Genomic DNA, 15156 nt, shown 5'->3' on the forward strand with positions numbered 1-15156 from the left:
TGTTTCTATACTTCAAAAACTTTTGATGGACATGATAACGTTTTTTGTCTAAAAATGAAAGTACGTAGTTGGCCTGATAGCTCAGTTGGTAGAGCAAAGGACTGAAAATCCTTGTGTCGCTGGTTCGATTCCTGCTCAGGCCACATTCTTTTTCTTAATGTTCTATAGTATATTATAGTATTAATATAATTATTTAGGAAATAATGTATAAATGTTACAATAGAATATTTAATATACTATTAATTACATTTCTACTATTAAGTAATATCGCTTATAGTGAAAAAGCAAACAAAGAACCATCTGCTTTGACAGCAGAGAATGCAGTAAATTATAATATAATTGTTGGTTTATTGAAAACAGATGAATCTCAAAATATCTATGAGATATTCAATAATTTTGGGGTTAAAACTATATTCATTGACTACGACAAAATAATTAATCTAAAAGAAATCCAAGAAGAGTTTGCAAAACAAGATGAAATATTGGCAAAAAAGCTGATACTAGATCGAATAAAAGTTGAAGTTGCAAAATTTATCAAAAAGCAAAAGATAAACAGAATATTTATTTCAGATAACTTTCATTCAGCTCTTAACCCTTACCGCCAGCTTGTGAATGAAGCAATTGTAAAAATAGTAGATGACAATCCTACAATTCATTTGCTTGCCATATGCGGTGGTTTACAAGACATTATGTATGCAAAAGAAATTGAAGTAACAAATGTTGTTAATGATGAGAAGAATCATTTAAAATCAGCACAAAAAGAGAATATACCTCTTCAGCAGATAAAAATTGTTCCAGGTAGTCGTTTGGAAAAAGTGGTAGCTAGATTTTTACTACCTAATCAAAATGGCTGGTTTTCAACTTATTTTCCGAATGCTCATTCAGGTACAGTAAGTAATACTACAGAGAATAGAAGAAGGCTAGAGCTACTTGGATATAAAATTGCAGCATTTGCAAATGACGGGGTAATAGAAGCTATCGAAGATAAGCATGGTAATATTTACTTTCAAAGTCATCTAGAAGCCCTTGTTGTCAAATCAGATAAAAACTCTCGTTTGTCAAGCCAAAAGGTACGTCAGGTTTCAACACTAGTTGCTATAGCGATTATAAATGATTTTCTTCACCGCGTTTAATGCTAAAATAAGGAAAATCATTTAATGTCATGCCAGTACCCTTTTTCTTGTCATTCCAGTGCGTGACGCTGGAATTCAGTTTTTCATTTCATCAAATTTAGCATAAGCTCAAGTTTGCTTATAAATTTTTCTGGATGCCAGTGTCTGGGCACTGGCATGACATTATGGAATTTGGGCTCCAGTGTCAACTACTCTAATGACACCTGATTATGATGAAAGAAATCTAATGATTTATATAAACCCCATAGCGTGACGAATGAAGCGTTTTTTAAGAAAATCTGAATTTTCAACTACCATTAAACCAAGATTGCTCAGAACTTTAACGCAAAGTATTCTGTTGGAAAATATTCTATTTAGTCCATCAGTTGCAAGTGCCATAGTAAAATTATCAAAGTATCTATCACGTGAAATTTTCTTCAATAGATAATTACTGCCAACATCAATGCCAGAGGATTTTGCAGCAGTTATTTGTCTAATAACACTCTCTACATCTCTCATTCCAAGGTTAAGTCCTTGACCTGCAACTGGATGGATTGAATGTGCTGCATCGCCAATAAGCAAAATTCTGCTTTTATGAAGCTTTCTCGCAAAAGTAAAACTCAAAGGGTAAGATTTTCTTTCACCCTCTAATTCAATTTCTCCCAAATAAGAACCAAATCTTTTTTTGAGTTCTATGATAAACTCCTCTTCAGATAAGCTCATCAGCATTTTTGAAATTTCGCATTTTTCTGTCCAAACTATTGAAGAAGTATAGCCACCTTTCATTGGCAAAATTGCAAATGGACCACCAGGAAAAAACCTCTCTACAGCTAAGTTTTGGTGATGTAGTTCATGTTTTACATTAAATACCATGCTATTTTGTTTATAATCAAATTTTATTATTGTTATAGAAAACAACTCTGGCAGCTTAGAGTTTTTACCTTCAGCGCAGATAAATAGCGATGATATCAATTTTTGATCATTATCAAGAGTAACTTCCACGTATCCTTCGTCACAAGCGATTGTTTTATAGAAACGTGGAGAATATATATTGAGTTTATGCAAAAAATTATTATTAATTGCATTCCATATAATAGCGCTCTTGATTACATAACCCATTGGCTCTTCACCAACCATTTTATGGTCATAATGAACAGTAAATGGGCTATCTCCATCTAATATGCATATATCAAGTATTGGTTCAGCTTCATCTTCTAAGAACTGCCAAATTCCTAATTTTTCTAGTATTTTTTTTGACCCTTGAGAAATAGCAAATGCTCGATTATCATCAACTGCACGTGGTAAACTATTTTTCTCAATTACGGCTACAGATACAGAGTCATTACTCAGGCCAATAGCAGTAATAAGACCAATTAGCCCACCACCTGAAATGATTACATCGTAATTCATTTTATTTACCTAAAATTACATTTTATTCGTTTTGAAAATAGTTTAAACAAACTTTGTAGATGCTGGACTTCTTATCACTACCTTAGTATACCTCAGATTAGTAATAAAGTATTAATTATTTCATGCTAAAATAGGTTTTATTTTATTAAAGGAAACAGCTTATGACTACAGATTGCAAAAAAGAATTACTAAATTGCATTAGCAAGTACAGAGAAGAACTTGCAGAAAATAAAGCAGCAATTAGACAAACTTTAACTAGCGATAAAATTAATATAAGCGATTACTTTTATCAGGGTGATAAAATCTGTAATGAAGAACTATTTAATGTAGGAGGCGAGTGTCAAGATACACAACGTGGTAAATATACGTATGATGAATGGAAGCAAAAAATTGAAAAATCTAAAGCTAACGAGTTGTTAAAAGACAAAAATTTGCAAGAAACGTTAAAAAGCAAAGATTCGCAAGAAGAGTTAAAAGGCAAAATATCAAAGAGTCTTGAGGATTATAAACAGTATCATGAAAAGGTTCTGTCGCATTTGTAGGGAAGTAGAAAGAAGAATGATATAATTGTCTAAAAAAAAAGCAAAGATGTTTCGTATCAATCAAAAATTGTTGCCATATTTCAAAGGATTTAGCTTTTCAGCGGATGTTATCTGTATACATGAAATGTCGATTCTCTTTGAGCTATCGAGATTTGGAAGAAATGATGAGTATAAGGGGAGCAAAATGCTACGTTACAAAGGTGGGTTATCACCACTGATAGATGAGGCAGTAAGGAAAAGAAAGAAGCAGGTTGGTAGTAGTTGGAGAGACTTACATTAAATTAAACGGTAAATGGGTTTATTTATATACTGTAGACTTCCTCTTGTGTGTTAGTAGAGACAAGTCTGCAGCACTTGCATTCTTTCGTAAAGCCTTCAGGAGTAACTATCTTCCTGAGAAAATTGTAATTGATAAAAGCGGCAGTAATACTGCTGCTCTTGATGATTTGAATGCAGAAATTTCTGAAGATTACAGTTCTTCAAATAAAATATCTAAATAATATTGTTGATAGATTTATCAAAAAACTAATAAAGCCAATGCTTGGGTTTAAAAGCTTCCATTCCGCCAAGATTACCATCACAGGCATAGAAAATATTCGTATGATTCAAAAAAGACGAATTATTAAAATAATGTTTCTACTTTTGAGAATTTTGCTATGTTAATGGCTTCATAACTCCTATAATCCCACCTTTAATGATCTTCTTTCCTATGGTTTATAGATTCGACAGAACCGTTTTTATAGGATTGGGGCTAAAGAAAACTTGCATGTAAATGTATCAAGGTATAAAATTATAAATATTAAGAATGAATAGGTTAGTTATGAATCTTGTAACAAAATCCGCTATCGATTTTACTGCTTCGGCTGTTCTTGCTAGTGGAAAAATAGTTGATGATTTTTGTTTAAGTAAACATATAAAGGATAAGTATGCTGTCCTTTTTTTCTATCCACTTGATTTTACTTTTGTCTGTCCAACTGAGTTGATATCATTTAGCAACAAAATAGAAGATTTTTCAAAACGTAATGTTGAAGTGATAGGAATAAGTATAGATTCAAAATTTTCACACTATAAATGGCGAAACACTCCAGTTAATGATGGTGGTATTGGAGAGGTTAGCTACAATTTAGTGTCTGATATCAAAAAGTCTATATCAAGAGACTATGGGGTCTTATATGATGACTCAATTGCACTAAGAGCAACTTTTGTTATTGATGATAAGTTTGTTGTACGTCATCAATCGATAAATGATTTTCCTTTAGGGCGTAATATCGATGAGTTTATTAGAATTATTGATGCAATAAAACATAATGAAGAGCATGGTGAAGTATGTCCAGCAGGGTGGAAAAAAGGTAAGCCAGCAATGCAGGCAAGCGATGAAGGAGTGGCTGATTATCTAAACTCACACAGTGCAGAATTATAAATTGAGTACAAAAGTTCTTATTATTGGATCTGGAGCAGCGGGTTATGCTGCTGCTATATATGCAGCACGTGCAAATTTAGAGCCAATTGTAGTAACAGGAATGCAACCTGGTGGTCAGCTTACAATTACTACGGATGTTGAAAACTATCCAGGTTTTATTTCTATACAAGGTCCAGAACTCATGGAACAAAAGAGGTTGCATGCAGAGAAGGCGGGAGCAAGAATAATAGACGATGAGATAAAAAGTGTAGAACAACTTGAAGGTTCTGGTGAATATGGATTTAGATCTTGTGGTAATGCTAGTGACTACTATTCGAATGCAATTATAATCGCAGCTGGTGCGCAAGCGAAGTGGCTTGGCCTGGAGAGTGAAAAGAAATTTCAAGGTTACGGAGTTTCGGCATGCGCAACTTGTGATGGTGCATTTTTTAGAAATAAAGTTGTAGCTGTGGTTGGTGGTGGAAATACTGCTGTTGAAGAAGCAATATTTTTAACTCGATTTGCTAAGGAAGTTATACTGATACACAGGCGTGATAAGTTAAGAGCAGAGAAAGTAATGCAAGACAGGCTCTTTAAAAATGATAAGATAAAGGTAATATGGAATCATACCGTAGAGCAGATTCTTGGAGAAGAAAATCCTAAAAAAGTTACTGGCATTACAATTAAATCGACAGACATCAATAAAACCCAGGAATTGAAAGTAGATGGAGTGTTCATTGCAATTGGGCATGCACCAAATACAGGTATTTTTAAGGGCTTTGTTGAAATGGATCAGCAAGGTTATATAATTACGAAACCTGGAACAACTCTAACCAGTAGGGCAGGGGTGTTTGCTGCTGGTGATGTTCAAGATAAGGTATATCGCCAGGCAGTAGTTGCAGCAGGTACAGGGTGCATGGCTGCACTTGATGCAGAAAAATTTTTGGAATCATAATTAGTTCTAAAATTTTTAACTAAATTACTTGCAATTTTCTTTGTTTTTTTTATAATTATGTTAATAAATTATAGATTGAGGAGAATTTAGTATGCTTTCGAGAAGTAATGTAGGTTTTAGAAGAAGTGTTGTTAATGATACAGGATTACGAGCTCAAAATCAAACAACTTCAGGACAATCAACAAAAAAATTATTTAAAGCTATTCAATTTCAAGGCACTGATGATGAAAGAGTAACACCTGAAGAAGCTTTGAATCATTTTCAACAAGCATTGCAAGAAGGTGCGGATGTTAATGCGTTTAATGAAGAAGGCATGACACCTTTGATATCTATAATTTATGATTTATCTGCAGGCTCTGAAACAGAAGAAGAAAAAGAATATCAGAGTATGATTAGGTTACTTCTACTTCACCGAAGCATAGATGTTAATATTCAAAAAAAAGGTGATGGCAATACAGCTTTGCATCTAGCAATGTCCTTTCAACAAAGGAAAGTGTTACAACTCTTACTAAGTCATCCGAGAATAATGATGTATCTACTAAATAAAAGACTTCAAGATCCTGAGGAATGTGCTAAAAAAGATCGTGCTGAGCATTTGATCATAGAAATACAAAAAGCAGAAACAGGAAAACAATTATTGAATGCTCTTTCTAACAGAAATATTGACCGAGCAAAAGAACTATTAAATCAAGAACTCAACCCTAATTGTTGGAAAAGAAATTCAAATGGAGAAATAGAAACACCACTTAGCCTGATTATCAAATCATGTTTACAAGGAATAACAGAAAGTAACGAAGAAGTATTGAGAAAACTTTTAAAACATAAGGAGCTAGATTTTAGTCAAATAAAGCCAATATCAGCTATAGAGCAAAATCTATGGGTGAAGCAAATAATTGAGCAAGTTATGAAAGAGCGATTAACTGATGCTATTAATAGAAAAGATTTGGATGATATAAAAAAATTAGTAGAAGATAATTGCTTTATGAATGATCAAGTTGTTATTGAGTTGCTTAAAAGTTTTAATCCTGTCAGAGAATATCTAAATGGAAAATTCCCTGCAACTGTGGAACAGTCTTCAGCAAATGTACATAATGTTGCCCCGGAAATAAACGACGATTTGATTGCTCAAGAATTGCAGCAGCTCGAAAACCTTAGAAATGAGCTTGAAAGAACAAAAATTCGACTTACAGAAAAAGAGAAAGAGCTGAATAGGGTTGTAAGTGAAAGAGACACTAACAAAATTTCACAGTTAGAAAGGAATTTTAGGCAAGAGAGATCAGAACTTCAAGCTCAAAATCAAGACTTAAAGAACAAAAACAGAAAACTTTCAGAAGCAAACATTTATAATAGAAGGCAAAGTAACTATGCCTATGCTTCTTTTGTGTTATCTGGAGCGTTTGCTGTTGGTGCATGTTTAACAATATCGAATTTAGAAATATGTATTTCACTTGCTGTAGCTGCACTTGTTTTCATTGCAATTGGGTGCTACTGTTCATATAAAGCAAGTACAGTACTGAGTGATGTGACAAGCACTGAGCTTGGTAATGTTATCAGTTTAGGATGAAGTTAAGGTTTTTACTTCTTCTCTAAACTCTACTGAAAGTTTTATACATCCTGAAAATACCTTGATAATTCGAGTGAATGTGAACCTGAGTGGTTTCAAGACTTAAATAGTTGTTGTAAACTTGCTTTTATTATCTTTTAGTTCAAGAAATTAAAAATTTAACGATGAGAATTATAATTACAGACCAAAGTAAAAAGTAGGCTTTTCCATTTGATCTATTTTTCACTTGTAATTTTTTGTCAGCTATTAGGTTTAATTTTTCTATAAGGCTAAATATTCCTTGAATTGTTTTGATGGGATAAGAGCTTTTAATTTTTTCCCTATACCCTATTTTACTTTCATGTTGACTGTTTATCCATGTTTCAACTACTTTCCACATATTGATTTCTGGATAGACTTTCCTACATGTTCCTTCTAATAAAATCATAGTTTTCTGCAGCAATAACAATTGTGTTTGAACTTTCATATCAAAATCACCAGTTATTTTTAGTAGCTGAGTAAGTAATCGAGCAAATGAAATCTTCTGTATAGGCTGTCCAACAATGGGCTCACCTATTGCTCTGCAAGCTGTAACAAAATTTCTATGCTGTGATGGAACATAACCGGCTCTAAAGTGCATTTTTGCAACGTGATCATAATCCCTATTTAAAAAGCCTTTGAGTATCTCTATAACATAATAGCATGTCTCACGATCTATTCTACCCATGATTCCACAATCCAGGGCAATAATATTGTTATTACTATCGATCATTAGATTTCCTGGATGCATATCAGCATGAAAAAAACAATCCCTATACACTTGATTACAAAATGATTCTATAAGATTGATAGCTATTTGCTTGCGGTTATTCAGCTTTTCAACTTCGTATATTGGTATAGCTTCCATCCATTCTAATGTTAAAACCTTTTTTGAAGTTCTACTCCAATCTATTTCAGGTACGTAGAAACCTCTGTCATGTTTAGTATTTTCCTTCAGTTCCGAAGAGTGGGCAGCCTCAAAGCGTAGATCTAACTCTAATCGGCAAATTTCAGCAAAAGTTTTGACTAATTCAACTGGCTTCAGCCTTTTTGATTGTTCACTAAATTTTTCTGCAATTTCTGCAAGCCAAGAAAGCATTTTTATATCCCTTGAGAATGTTTTCTCAATATTTGGCCTCAAAACCTTTACAGCAACTTCCTTACCCTCAATTGTAACTGCTCTATGCACCTGAGAAATTGATGCTGCTGCAATTGGCTTTTCAGAAAAACTTGAAAAAATGTCGCTTAATTTACAATTAAACTCACTTTCTATAGTTTTAACTGCGATTTTATACGAAAATGATGGCAATCTATCACATATCAATAGCAAGTTATTTGTTATGTCCTCATTTAAAATATCAGTGCGTGATGAAATGGATTGCCCAAATTTAATGAACACCGGACCTAATTTTTCAAGAGCACGCTTTAGTTTATGACCTTGTATTTTATTTATTGATTTTTTTGATGGTGGAAGTAAATAAGGTAACACATTGTAGCGTGTTAGCACTGTAGTTATTTGCAGAAGACGTAGAATATTTTGAATCATTTCGCTGCGTAACTGCCAAATATTTCATTTATCTCCATAATTTCATCAGGTTTACCTTGATAATAGATAGTATTATTTATGCAAATTATGTAATCTGAGGATGGTAGAGCAGAGTTAAGGTCATGAGAAGTCATGAGAATCGACACTGATCGTTCTTTTGCGATTTTATTTATAATATCATAAAATTTAGCTCGTGCGTTAATATCCATTGCACTGACTGGTTCATCTAAAATGATCAAATCAGATTCTGAAATTAAACAACGTGCAAGTAGCAGTAGTTGTGTTTGTCCTGCAGAAATTTCTAATACTTGATTCTTTAAAATGTTACCGATGCCAACCAATTCTATCGCTTCTGTAACGATAGATTGATTTTTTTTGAATCTCTTCGAGGAGCTATTGAAAAGGAAAGACTCAACTGTTATTGGCATCAAATTACCAATACTAAAATTTTGTGGCATATAGCTAATTTTTACATTATCGGCAAATAAAATACTGCCAATATAGCCTTTATTTATACCAGCAACTGCTTTCACTAAAGAGGTTTTACCTCCGCCATTTGGACCAAGTATTGTAACTATATCTCCTCTTTCTACTGATATATTGATATTATCAAGAACTTTTTTACTACCATGTGCAAGAGTAAGGTTTTCTATTTTTAGAATGCAGTTATTGACATTACTTAATTTTTTGTCAAAAATTGACTTCTTCTCAATATTTATATGAGACATTTACTGATTTTTTTTCTATTACTTTCACTTACACTATACTACAATAGTGCCTTTTCATCCAATTTAAAAATTGTAGCTACAATCAAACCTATACACTCACTTGTAGCTTCTGTTACAGATGGAATTTCAAAGCCAGAGTTACTAATGTACGAAATAGTGTCTGAACATAACTACATGCTCAGGCCTTCAGATGCAAGTAAATTAGAATCTAGTAATATTATATTTTATATCGATGATTCTTTGGAAACATTTGTTAAAACTTTCGCTAAAGAAAATAAGAAGTTAATACCGCTATCAAGTGCAATCGATCTACTTCCTGCTCGACCACATTCATTTTCTAGTCACATTCAAGATGAAAAAGATTTGCATATTTGGCTGAGTCCTAAAAATGCAAAAAGTATGATACTTTCTATCAGTGCAACATTATCTAATATAGATAAAGAAAATACCTATCGATACAATACTAACGCAGAGGAGGCTATAAGAAAGATAGACCAAGAAGTAGAAAAAATTACGAAAGAATTGGATGAGTTAAAAAATCAAAAATACATAGTTACTCACGATGCTTATCAATATTTCGAAAAATATTTTGATTTAAGTTACCCAAGCGCCATTCTTTCTATAGAAGAGGATTCTTACATAGGTATGAAGAGTTTAATGAAATTAAAAAAGGTAATGAAAGAGGAAAACGTTAAATGTATTGTTTCTCATTCACGAGAGGATAGCATAAAGCCTAATGTCTTTTCTAGTGACGTAAAAATGGTGATTCTTGATCCTATTGGATCAGATGTAGAGCCTGGAAAGGATGCATATCTAGATATAATCAGCAGCATTGCACAAAATTTCAAGTCTTGTTTCACTGAGTAATGAGTTCTTTTATCTATTCAGATAGCATTGCAAACTTAGTGCTTTCTATTCCAATCACAACTATACCGACATTATCTACCAGAAGTATATCATCCCAGTATCAAGTACTGGGATGACACCTTCTACTACGCAAATTACCACAATGTCCGCACGGCTATACACGTGATGCTGGAATTCTTAGCACACCTTTTGATTTATGAAAAATCAGTGTCTGCATTTACTTCTATTTTTTTATCTATTTTATTTTGCCATTTTACTGCTTACTCTGTATTCAAATTACATGAACCTTTTTATATTAGGCAAGCTCAGGTTATTTTTACGTTTATATATTGATCCGATCTAGTCCAATAAACCCTCTAAGGAAAACCCTTAGATTTTTGACCTACTAACGTGTGACACTTTAGGTTTTAGAGCGTTTTCTGTGTTTTATACTTTATGTTTATTAATTGTGTAATGATCAACACTATGAGTTTCACCTTCCCTTCCATTATATCTCTGAGCTCTATTATTAGAGTATAACTTGATTATAAACTATATATAACAATAAACTTACTTTAATTTTTCTTCTTTAAATAATACGTGTCTTCTGACCACTGGGTCATACTTCCTAAACTCGAGCTTTTTGGGAAGGTTCTTAGGATTACGTTTTTTTACACAAAAATAGCCTGTTAGTTTCTCTTCTCCAGTTTTTGTTGTTTTAGTTGCAGTGCTAACTAGCTTGACAAGCAAAGAAGCATTTTTTTTCGCCATAATTGTTAGTGATATAATAAACTCTATGCAAGTTTAGAACGCAAAACACTGAAAGTCAACCCAATAATGCAGGTCGCAAAATTCTTGACAATCAATAATATATTAAGTAGTATAAAAAGATTTCAGAATGAAAAGCAGACGGTAAATAAGTGGCGAGTGATGGCAAAAGGTTATTATTGATAGAAAGTACTACCTGTTCTAACGAGGTAAGGGTTGCCCTACTAGTTAATGGTAGGGTTGTAGAGTTTGAACAAGAATTCAAGGAAAAAAGACAATTAAGAGGTAATATATACGTTGCTTATGTAAAGCGTATAGAGCCTGCTTTGCAGGCCGTGTTCATTGAGTATGGAAAAAATAAGCAAGGTTTTTTGTCTTTTTCTGAGATATCTCTAAATTACTTTAATATTCCAGAAAAAGAGAAGGAAATTTTCCCTGACGAAGGCTATTCGAGCGGTGTGGACTGTTCAAATGATAATTGCACAGAAGAAGGCCTGGATTCTACAGCTAGTAATGAATCCAGCAGTGGTTTTGTGAGGGAGGTACCTTTACATAGAAAATATAAGTTACAAGATGTGATTTCAGTAAATCAAAAGTTATTGGTTCAATTAACTAAAGAAGAACGAGGAAATAAAGGAGCTTCATTTACAACATACGTAACTTTGGTCGGTAGATACTGTGTTTTCATGCCCAATTCCATAAGTAGGGGTGGAGTATCTCGCAGAATTGAAGATACCAACGTTAGAAAACAGTTAAAGGATATATTAAATTCAATAAATTTACCAAAAGGCTCAGGTTTAATAGTAAGAACTGTTGGTGCAGGAAAAAGTAAGAAAGAAATTGAGCAAGATTACGATAATTTGACCTTATTATGGCAAAATATCCAGCAAAACTTCTCTTCTTTAAATGTTCCATCATTAATTTACAACGAAGCAGATGTAGTTATGAGATCTGTACGTGACTTTTGTAGTAATGATACAGAAATTATAGTATCTGATAGAGAAGTTTGTGAAGCGGTAAGAAAATACACTAAAAATGTGTTACAAGGAAAATTACGTCCTAGATTATATAGAGGTTCTGTTCCAATCTTTACTTACTATCGAGTCGAAGATCAAATTTCTGAATTATATAGCAATAGAGTAGAATTACCATCTGGTGGGTCTTTGGTGATAACCTTAACTGAGGCATTTGTTTCAATAGACGTAAATTCAGGGAAAATGACAGGAGAAGATAACATAGAAGAAACAGCTTATAGAACTAATATGGAGGCATTATCTGAAATATCAAGGCAAGCGAATCTCAGGGGCTTATCAGGGTTAATAGTTGTTGATTTTATTGACATGTTGAAACTTGAGTATTGCAAAAATGTTGAATTTGCTATCAAGCAGGCGTTTAAAGATGATAGAGCTAAAGTTCAATTTAGCTTTATCAATGACTTTGGTTTAATGGTCTTTTCAAGACAAAGAATTAAACCAAATATACAGGAAATTAATACTACAGAGTGCTTACGCTGTAAAGGTATTGGAAGAGTGAAATCAAACGAAGTGGTTGTTGCATCGATACTAAGGGATTTGCAACATATTGCTAATAAAAATCAAAATAAGTCCTTTGATTTAATAGCACGCAGTGCAGTTATAGCGCACATTTTTAATAATAAGCGTGATATGGTTTCTACAATCGAAAAAGAGTTCAATATTACATTAAATGTTAGTATTGATAATAGTTTAGATGCAGATACATTTATTTTAAAGCAAGGAGACCATATTAATTTTAATGATTATAAGCCATTGCAGAATTCTGGATGTCAAATTGTGAATAGCAGGGATAAAGAGGCTGGTAGTTCAGATAAACTACCGGGCAACTTTTGGTTAACTAAATGGCTTTCGCGCCTTTTGGGCTCTAACAACTAAACGGGACTTGTAATTAACGAGTTTTATACTTATATATTTTACATCAGATAATATTTAAAAGGGAGTATTCATTATGGGAAGAGCGATAGGTATAGATCTTGGAACAACAAATTCTTGTGTTGCAATAATGCAAGGCAAGGATACAAAAGTAATTGAGAATAAAGAAGGAGCAAGAACTACTCCATCTATAGTTGCATTTACTTCATCTGGAGAAAGGTTGATTGGTGCTCCAGCAAAAAGGCAAGCAACTACCAATGCAAGTAATACTTTTTTTGCAACTAAGAGATTGATAGGTCGCCAATATAGCGATCCTGAAATGAAGAATCTAGGTGTACCGTATAAGGTATTTGCAGCAAAAAATGGTGATGCATGGGTTAAAACAACTGATAGTAAAGAATACTCTCCTAGTCAAATTGGTGCATTTATACTACAAAACCTGAAAGAAGCAGCTGAGGCTTATCTTGGGGAAGAAGTAAAGGATGCTGTGATAACAGTGCCGGCGTACTTCAATGATTCTCAACGTCAAGCAACAAAAGATGCAGGAAAAATTGCTGGATTAAATGTCCTCAGAATAATTAACGAACCAACTGCTGCAGCACTTGCTTATGGTCTTGATAAAAAGCACGGACACACAATAGTAGTGTATGATCTTGGTGGTGGTACATTTGATGTTTCAGTTCTTGAAATAGGTGACGGAGTTTTTGAAGTAAAGGCTACAAATGGTGATACTCACCTTGGAGGGGAAGACTTCGATAATGCAGTAGTAAATTATTTACTGGGTGAATTCAAGAAAAGTAATGGCATTGATTTGAAAAACGATCCAATGGCTATGCAAAGAATCAAAGAAGCTGCAGAAAAAGCAAAGGTAGAATTGTCAAGTGCAATGGAAACAGAAATAAATCTACCGTTTGTTACAGCTGATGCAAGTGGCCCAAAACACTTAAATATGAAGCTAACAAGAGCAAAGCTTGAAAGTTTAGTGAATGATTTAATTGAAAGGACTATAATTCCTTGCAAAAAAGCTCTTGAAGATGCTGGTTTGTCTGCTAGTCAAATTGGTGAAGTAGTTCTTGTTGGTGGCATGACTCGTATGCCAAAAGTCATAGAGAAAGTTAAAGAATTCTTTGGCAAAGATCCACATAGAGGAGTTAACCCTGATGAAGTTGTAGCAATTGGGGCTGCAATACAAGCAGGAATTATTCAAGGTGATGTAAGAGATGTGTTACTACTTGACGTAACTCCACTTTCTCTTGGTATTGAAACTCTAGGGGGAGTGTTCACTCCACTTATTGAACGTAATACTACTATTCCCACAAAAAAATCTCAGGTGTTTTCAACTGCAGAAGATAACCAAACAGCCGTTACAATTAAGGTACATCAAGGTGAAAGAAAATTGGCGGTTGATAATAAACTGCTTGGTCAGTTTAGTTTAGAAGGAATACCACCTGCTCCTCGCGGGGTTCCTCAAATTGAGGTGACATTTGATATAGATGCAAATGGAATAGCGCATGTTTCTGCAAAGGATAAAGCTACTGGAAAAGAGCAAAAAATACGTATTCAGTCTTCAGGTGGTTTATCGGAGGATGAAATAAATCGGATGGTGAGAGAAGCTGAGGAAAAAGCACAAGAAGATGAAAAGCGTAAGAAATTTATTGAAGTGAAGAATCAAGCGGATAGTTTAGTTCATTCTACAGAAAAATCTTTGACAGAATATGGTGATAAAATTTCTCCAGAAGATAAATCTGCTATTGAGAATGCAGTTAATGAATTAAAGGAAGTTAGTAAGTCTGATAATATTGATGATGCTGATTCAATACAACAGAAGGTTACTAATCTTTCTCAACTTTCTATGAAGCTTGGAGAAGCTATGTATCAAGCATCTCAGCAAAACAGTGCTGAAAATGGCTTTTCATCAGAAGGAAATCCAAATGATAAGGAAGAAAAAGTAGTAGATTCTGATTATCAAGACATAGATAATAAAGAAGAGAATAAGTAATTCGATTGTCATCCCAGTGCCCAGATACTGTGGGATGACAAGAGGAGCGTATTGTTGCTTAAAGGAACTATTGTGGATATTATTAAGACAATAGAAGAAAAATTACGCGATTCAATAGGTGTAATTGATATTAATATTATCGATGAATCAGCAAAGCATGCAGATCATTATTTTGCTTCTTCTTCGACACTACCTTCACATATCAAATTAGTATTAATATCTAACGACTTTTCTGGAATGAGCTCTTTAAAGAGGCATAAATTGATCTATGAATTATTAAAGAGTGAAATAGAGCGATTACATGCGATTTCTCTTCACTTGTATACGCAAAGCGAATACAATCTAAAAAATAAATAATAAAA

At 33.4% G+C, this 15156-nt stretch carries 13 protein-coding genes, 1 tRNA gene and 1 pseudogene; 11 read left to right on the forward strand and 4 right to left on the reverse strand.

What is annotated here, in order from left to right; all coding sequences use genetic code 11:
- Window positions 1-70 precede the first annotated feature (70 nt).
- Window positions 71-143, forward strand: a tRNA-Phe gene (locus OOK82_RS06810).
- A gap of 60 nt (window positions 144-203) precedes the next feature.
- Window positions 204-1133, forward strand: a complete 930-nt coding sequence (locus OOK82_RS06815; RefSeq protein WP_264686443.1) for a gamma-glutamyl-gamma-aminobutyrate hydrolase family protein — start codon at window positions 204-206, stop codon at window positions 1131-1133.
- A gap of 231 nt (window positions 1134-1364) precedes the next feature.
- On the opposite strand, the gene ubiH is transcribed toward OOK82_RS06815, so the two are convergent.
- Window positions 1365-2522, reverse strand: coding sequence for a 2-octaprenyl-6-methoxyphenyl hydroxylase (gene ubiH / locus OOK82_RS06820; RefSeq protein WP_264686442.1), 1158 nt, complete (start codon window positions 2520-2522; stop codon window positions 1365-1367).
- A gap of 161 nt (window positions 2523-2683) precedes the next feature.
- Between ubiH and OOK82_RS06825 the strand changes: the two genes are divergently transcribed.
- The 5 genes and pseudogenes from OOK82_RS06825 to OOK82_RS06845 all read left to right on the forward strand — a co-directional run bounded on the left by OOK82_RS06825 (window position 2684) and on the right by OOK82_RS06845 (window position 6982).
- Window positions 2684-3064, forward strand: a complete 381-nt coding sequence (locus OOK82_RS06825; RefSeq protein ID WP_264704609.1) for a hypothetical protein — start codon at window positions 2684-2686, stop codon at window positions 3062-3064.
- A gap of 46 nt (window positions 3065-3110) precedes the next feature.
- A pseudogene (locus OOK82_RS06830) lies at window positions 3111-3738 on the forward strand (IS6 family transposase).
- A 146-nt stretch (window positions 3739-3884) separates the two neighbouring features.
- Entirely contained in the window at window positions 3885-4484 is a 600-nt protein-coding gene (locus OOK82_RS06835) for a peroxiredoxin (protein WP_010401485.1), read from the forward strand.
- Complete coding sequence (gene trxB, locus OOK82_RS06840; RefSeq protein ID WP_264686439.1) at window positions 4471-5418, forward strand: thioredoxin-disulfide reductase; 948 nt, start codon at window positions 4471-4473, stop codon at window positions 5416-5418. The genes OOK82_RS06835 and trxB overlap by 14 nt, the downstream gene beginning before the upstream one ends.
- A gap of 91 nt (window positions 5419-5509) precedes the next feature.
- Window positions 5510-6982 carry a TomO hydrophobic C-terminal domain-containing protein gene (locus OOK82_RS06845; RefSeq protein ID WP_264704610.1) on the forward strand — a complete coding sequence of 491 codons (1473 nt, stop codon included), beginning with the start codon at window positions 5510-5512 and terminating at the stop codon, window positions 6980-6982.
- A 142-nt stretch (window positions 6983-7124) separates the two neighbouring features.
- On the opposite strand, the gene ubiB is transcribed toward OOK82_RS06845, so the two are convergent.
- Window positions 7125-8546 carry a 2-polyprenylphenol 6-hydroxylase gene (gene ubiB / locus OOK82_RS06850; RefSeq protein ID WP_264686437.1) on the reverse strand — a complete coding sequence of 474 codons (1422 nt, stop codon included), beginning with the start codon at window positions 8544-8546 and terminating at the stop codon, window positions 7125-7127.
- Window positions 8543-9274, reverse strand: coding sequence for a metal ABC transporter ATP-binding protein (locus tag OOK82_RS06855; protein WP_264686436.1), 732 nt, complete (start codon window positions 9272-9274; stop codon window positions 8543-8545). The genes ubiB and OOK82_RS06855 overlap by 4 nt, the downstream gene beginning before the upstream one ends.
- Here OOK82_RS06855 and OOK82_RS06860 point away from each other — a divergent pair.
- The gene (locus OOK82_RS06860; protein ID WP_264686435.1) at window positions 9266-10141 is read left to right on the forward strand and encodes a zinc ABC transporter substrate-binding protein; all 876 of its coding nucleotides are present in this window, start codon (window positions 9266-9268) and stop codon (window positions 10139-10141) included. The genes OOK82_RS06855 and OOK82_RS06860 overlap by 9 nt on opposite strands.
- A 549-nt stretch (window positions 10142-10690) precedes the next feature.
- Here the strand turns inward: OOK82_RS06860 and rpmG are convergent.
- On the reverse strand, window positions 10691-10891 hold the full coding sequence (gene rpmG, locus OOK82_RS06865; protein WP_012481745.1) for a 50S ribosomal protein L33: 201 nt from the start codon (window positions 10889-10891) through the stop codon (window positions 10691-10693).
- A gap of 149 nt (window positions 10892-11040) precedes the next feature.
- On the opposite strand from rpmG, the gene OOK82_RS06870 reads away from it, so the two are divergent.
- The 3 genes from OOK82_RS06870 (at window position 11041) to OOK82_RS06880 (ending at window position 15151) form a co-directional block, all read left to right on the forward strand.
- Window positions 11041-12798, forward strand: a complete 1758-nt coding sequence (locus OOK82_RS06870; protein WP_264704611.1) for an Rne/Rng family ribonuclease — start codon at window positions 11041-11043, stop codon at window positions 12796-12798.
- A 73-nt stretch (window positions 12799-12871) separates the two neighbouring features.
- Window positions 12872-14794, forward strand: coding sequence for a molecular chaperone DnaK (gene dnaK / locus OOK82_RS06875; protein WP_264704612.1), 1923 nt, complete (start codon window positions 12872-12874; stop codon window positions 14792-14794).
- 72 nt (window positions 14795-14866) lie between these two features.
- Window positions 14867-15151 carry a BolA family protein gene (locus OOK82_RS06880; protein WP_039950480.1) on the forward strand — a complete coding sequence of 95 codons (285 nt, stop codon included), beginning with the start codon at window positions 14867-14869 and terminating at the stop codon, window positions 15149-15151.
- Window positions 15152-15156 lie beyond the last annotated feature (5 nt).

The sequence above is a fragment of the Wolbachia endosymbiont (group B) of Apotomis betuletana genome (genome assembly GCF_947250475.1).
Taxonomy (GTDB): domain Bacteria; phylum Pseudomonadota; class Alphaproteobacteria; order Rickettsiales; family Anaplasmataceae; genus Wolbachia.

What these genes read in the sequence shown, in the direction of transcription:
- OOK82_RS06815 (WP_264686443.1), top strand. Translation starts at nt 204, where the DNA reads ATGTATAAATGTTACAATAGAATATTTAATATACTATTAATTACATTT.
- ubiH (WP_264686442.1), bottom strand. Translation starts at nt 2,522, where the DNA reads ATGAATTACGATGTAATCATTTCAGGTGGTGGGCTAATTGGTCTTATT.
- OOK82_RS06825 (WP_264704609.1), top strand. Translation starts at nt 2,684, where the DNA reads ATGACTACAGATTGCAAAAAAGAATTACTAAATTGCATTAGCAAGTAC.
- OOK82_RS06835 (WP_010401485.1), top strand. Translation starts at nt 3,885, where the DNA reads ATGAATCTTGTAACAAAATCCGCTATCGATTTTACTGCTTCGGCTGTT.
- OOK82_RS06845 (WP_264704610.1), top strand. Translation starts at nt 5,510, where the DNA reads ATGCTTTCGAGAAGTAATGTAGGTTTTAGAAGAAGTGTTGTTAATGAT.
- ubiB (WP_264686437.1), bottom strand. Translation starts at nt 8,546, where the DNA reads ATGATTCAAAATATTCTACGTCTTCTGCAAATAACTACAGTGCTAACA.
- OOK82_RS06860 (WP_264686435.1), top strand. Translation starts at nt 9,266, where the DNA reads ATGAGACATTTACTGATTTTTTTTCTATTACTTTCACTTACACTATAC.
- OOK82_RS06855 (WP_264686436.1), bottom strand. Translation starts at nt 9,274, where the DNA reads ATGTCTCATATAAATATTGAGAAGAAGTCAATTTTTGACAAAAAATTA.
- rpmG (WP_012481745.1), bottom strand. Translation starts at nt 10,891, where the DNA reads ATGGCGAAAAAAAATGCTTCTTTGCTTGTCAAGCTAGTTAGCACTGCA.
- dnaK (WP_264704612.1), top strand. Translation starts at nt 12,872, where the DNA reads ATGGGAAGAGCGATAGGTATAGATCTTGGAACAACAAATTCTTGTGTT.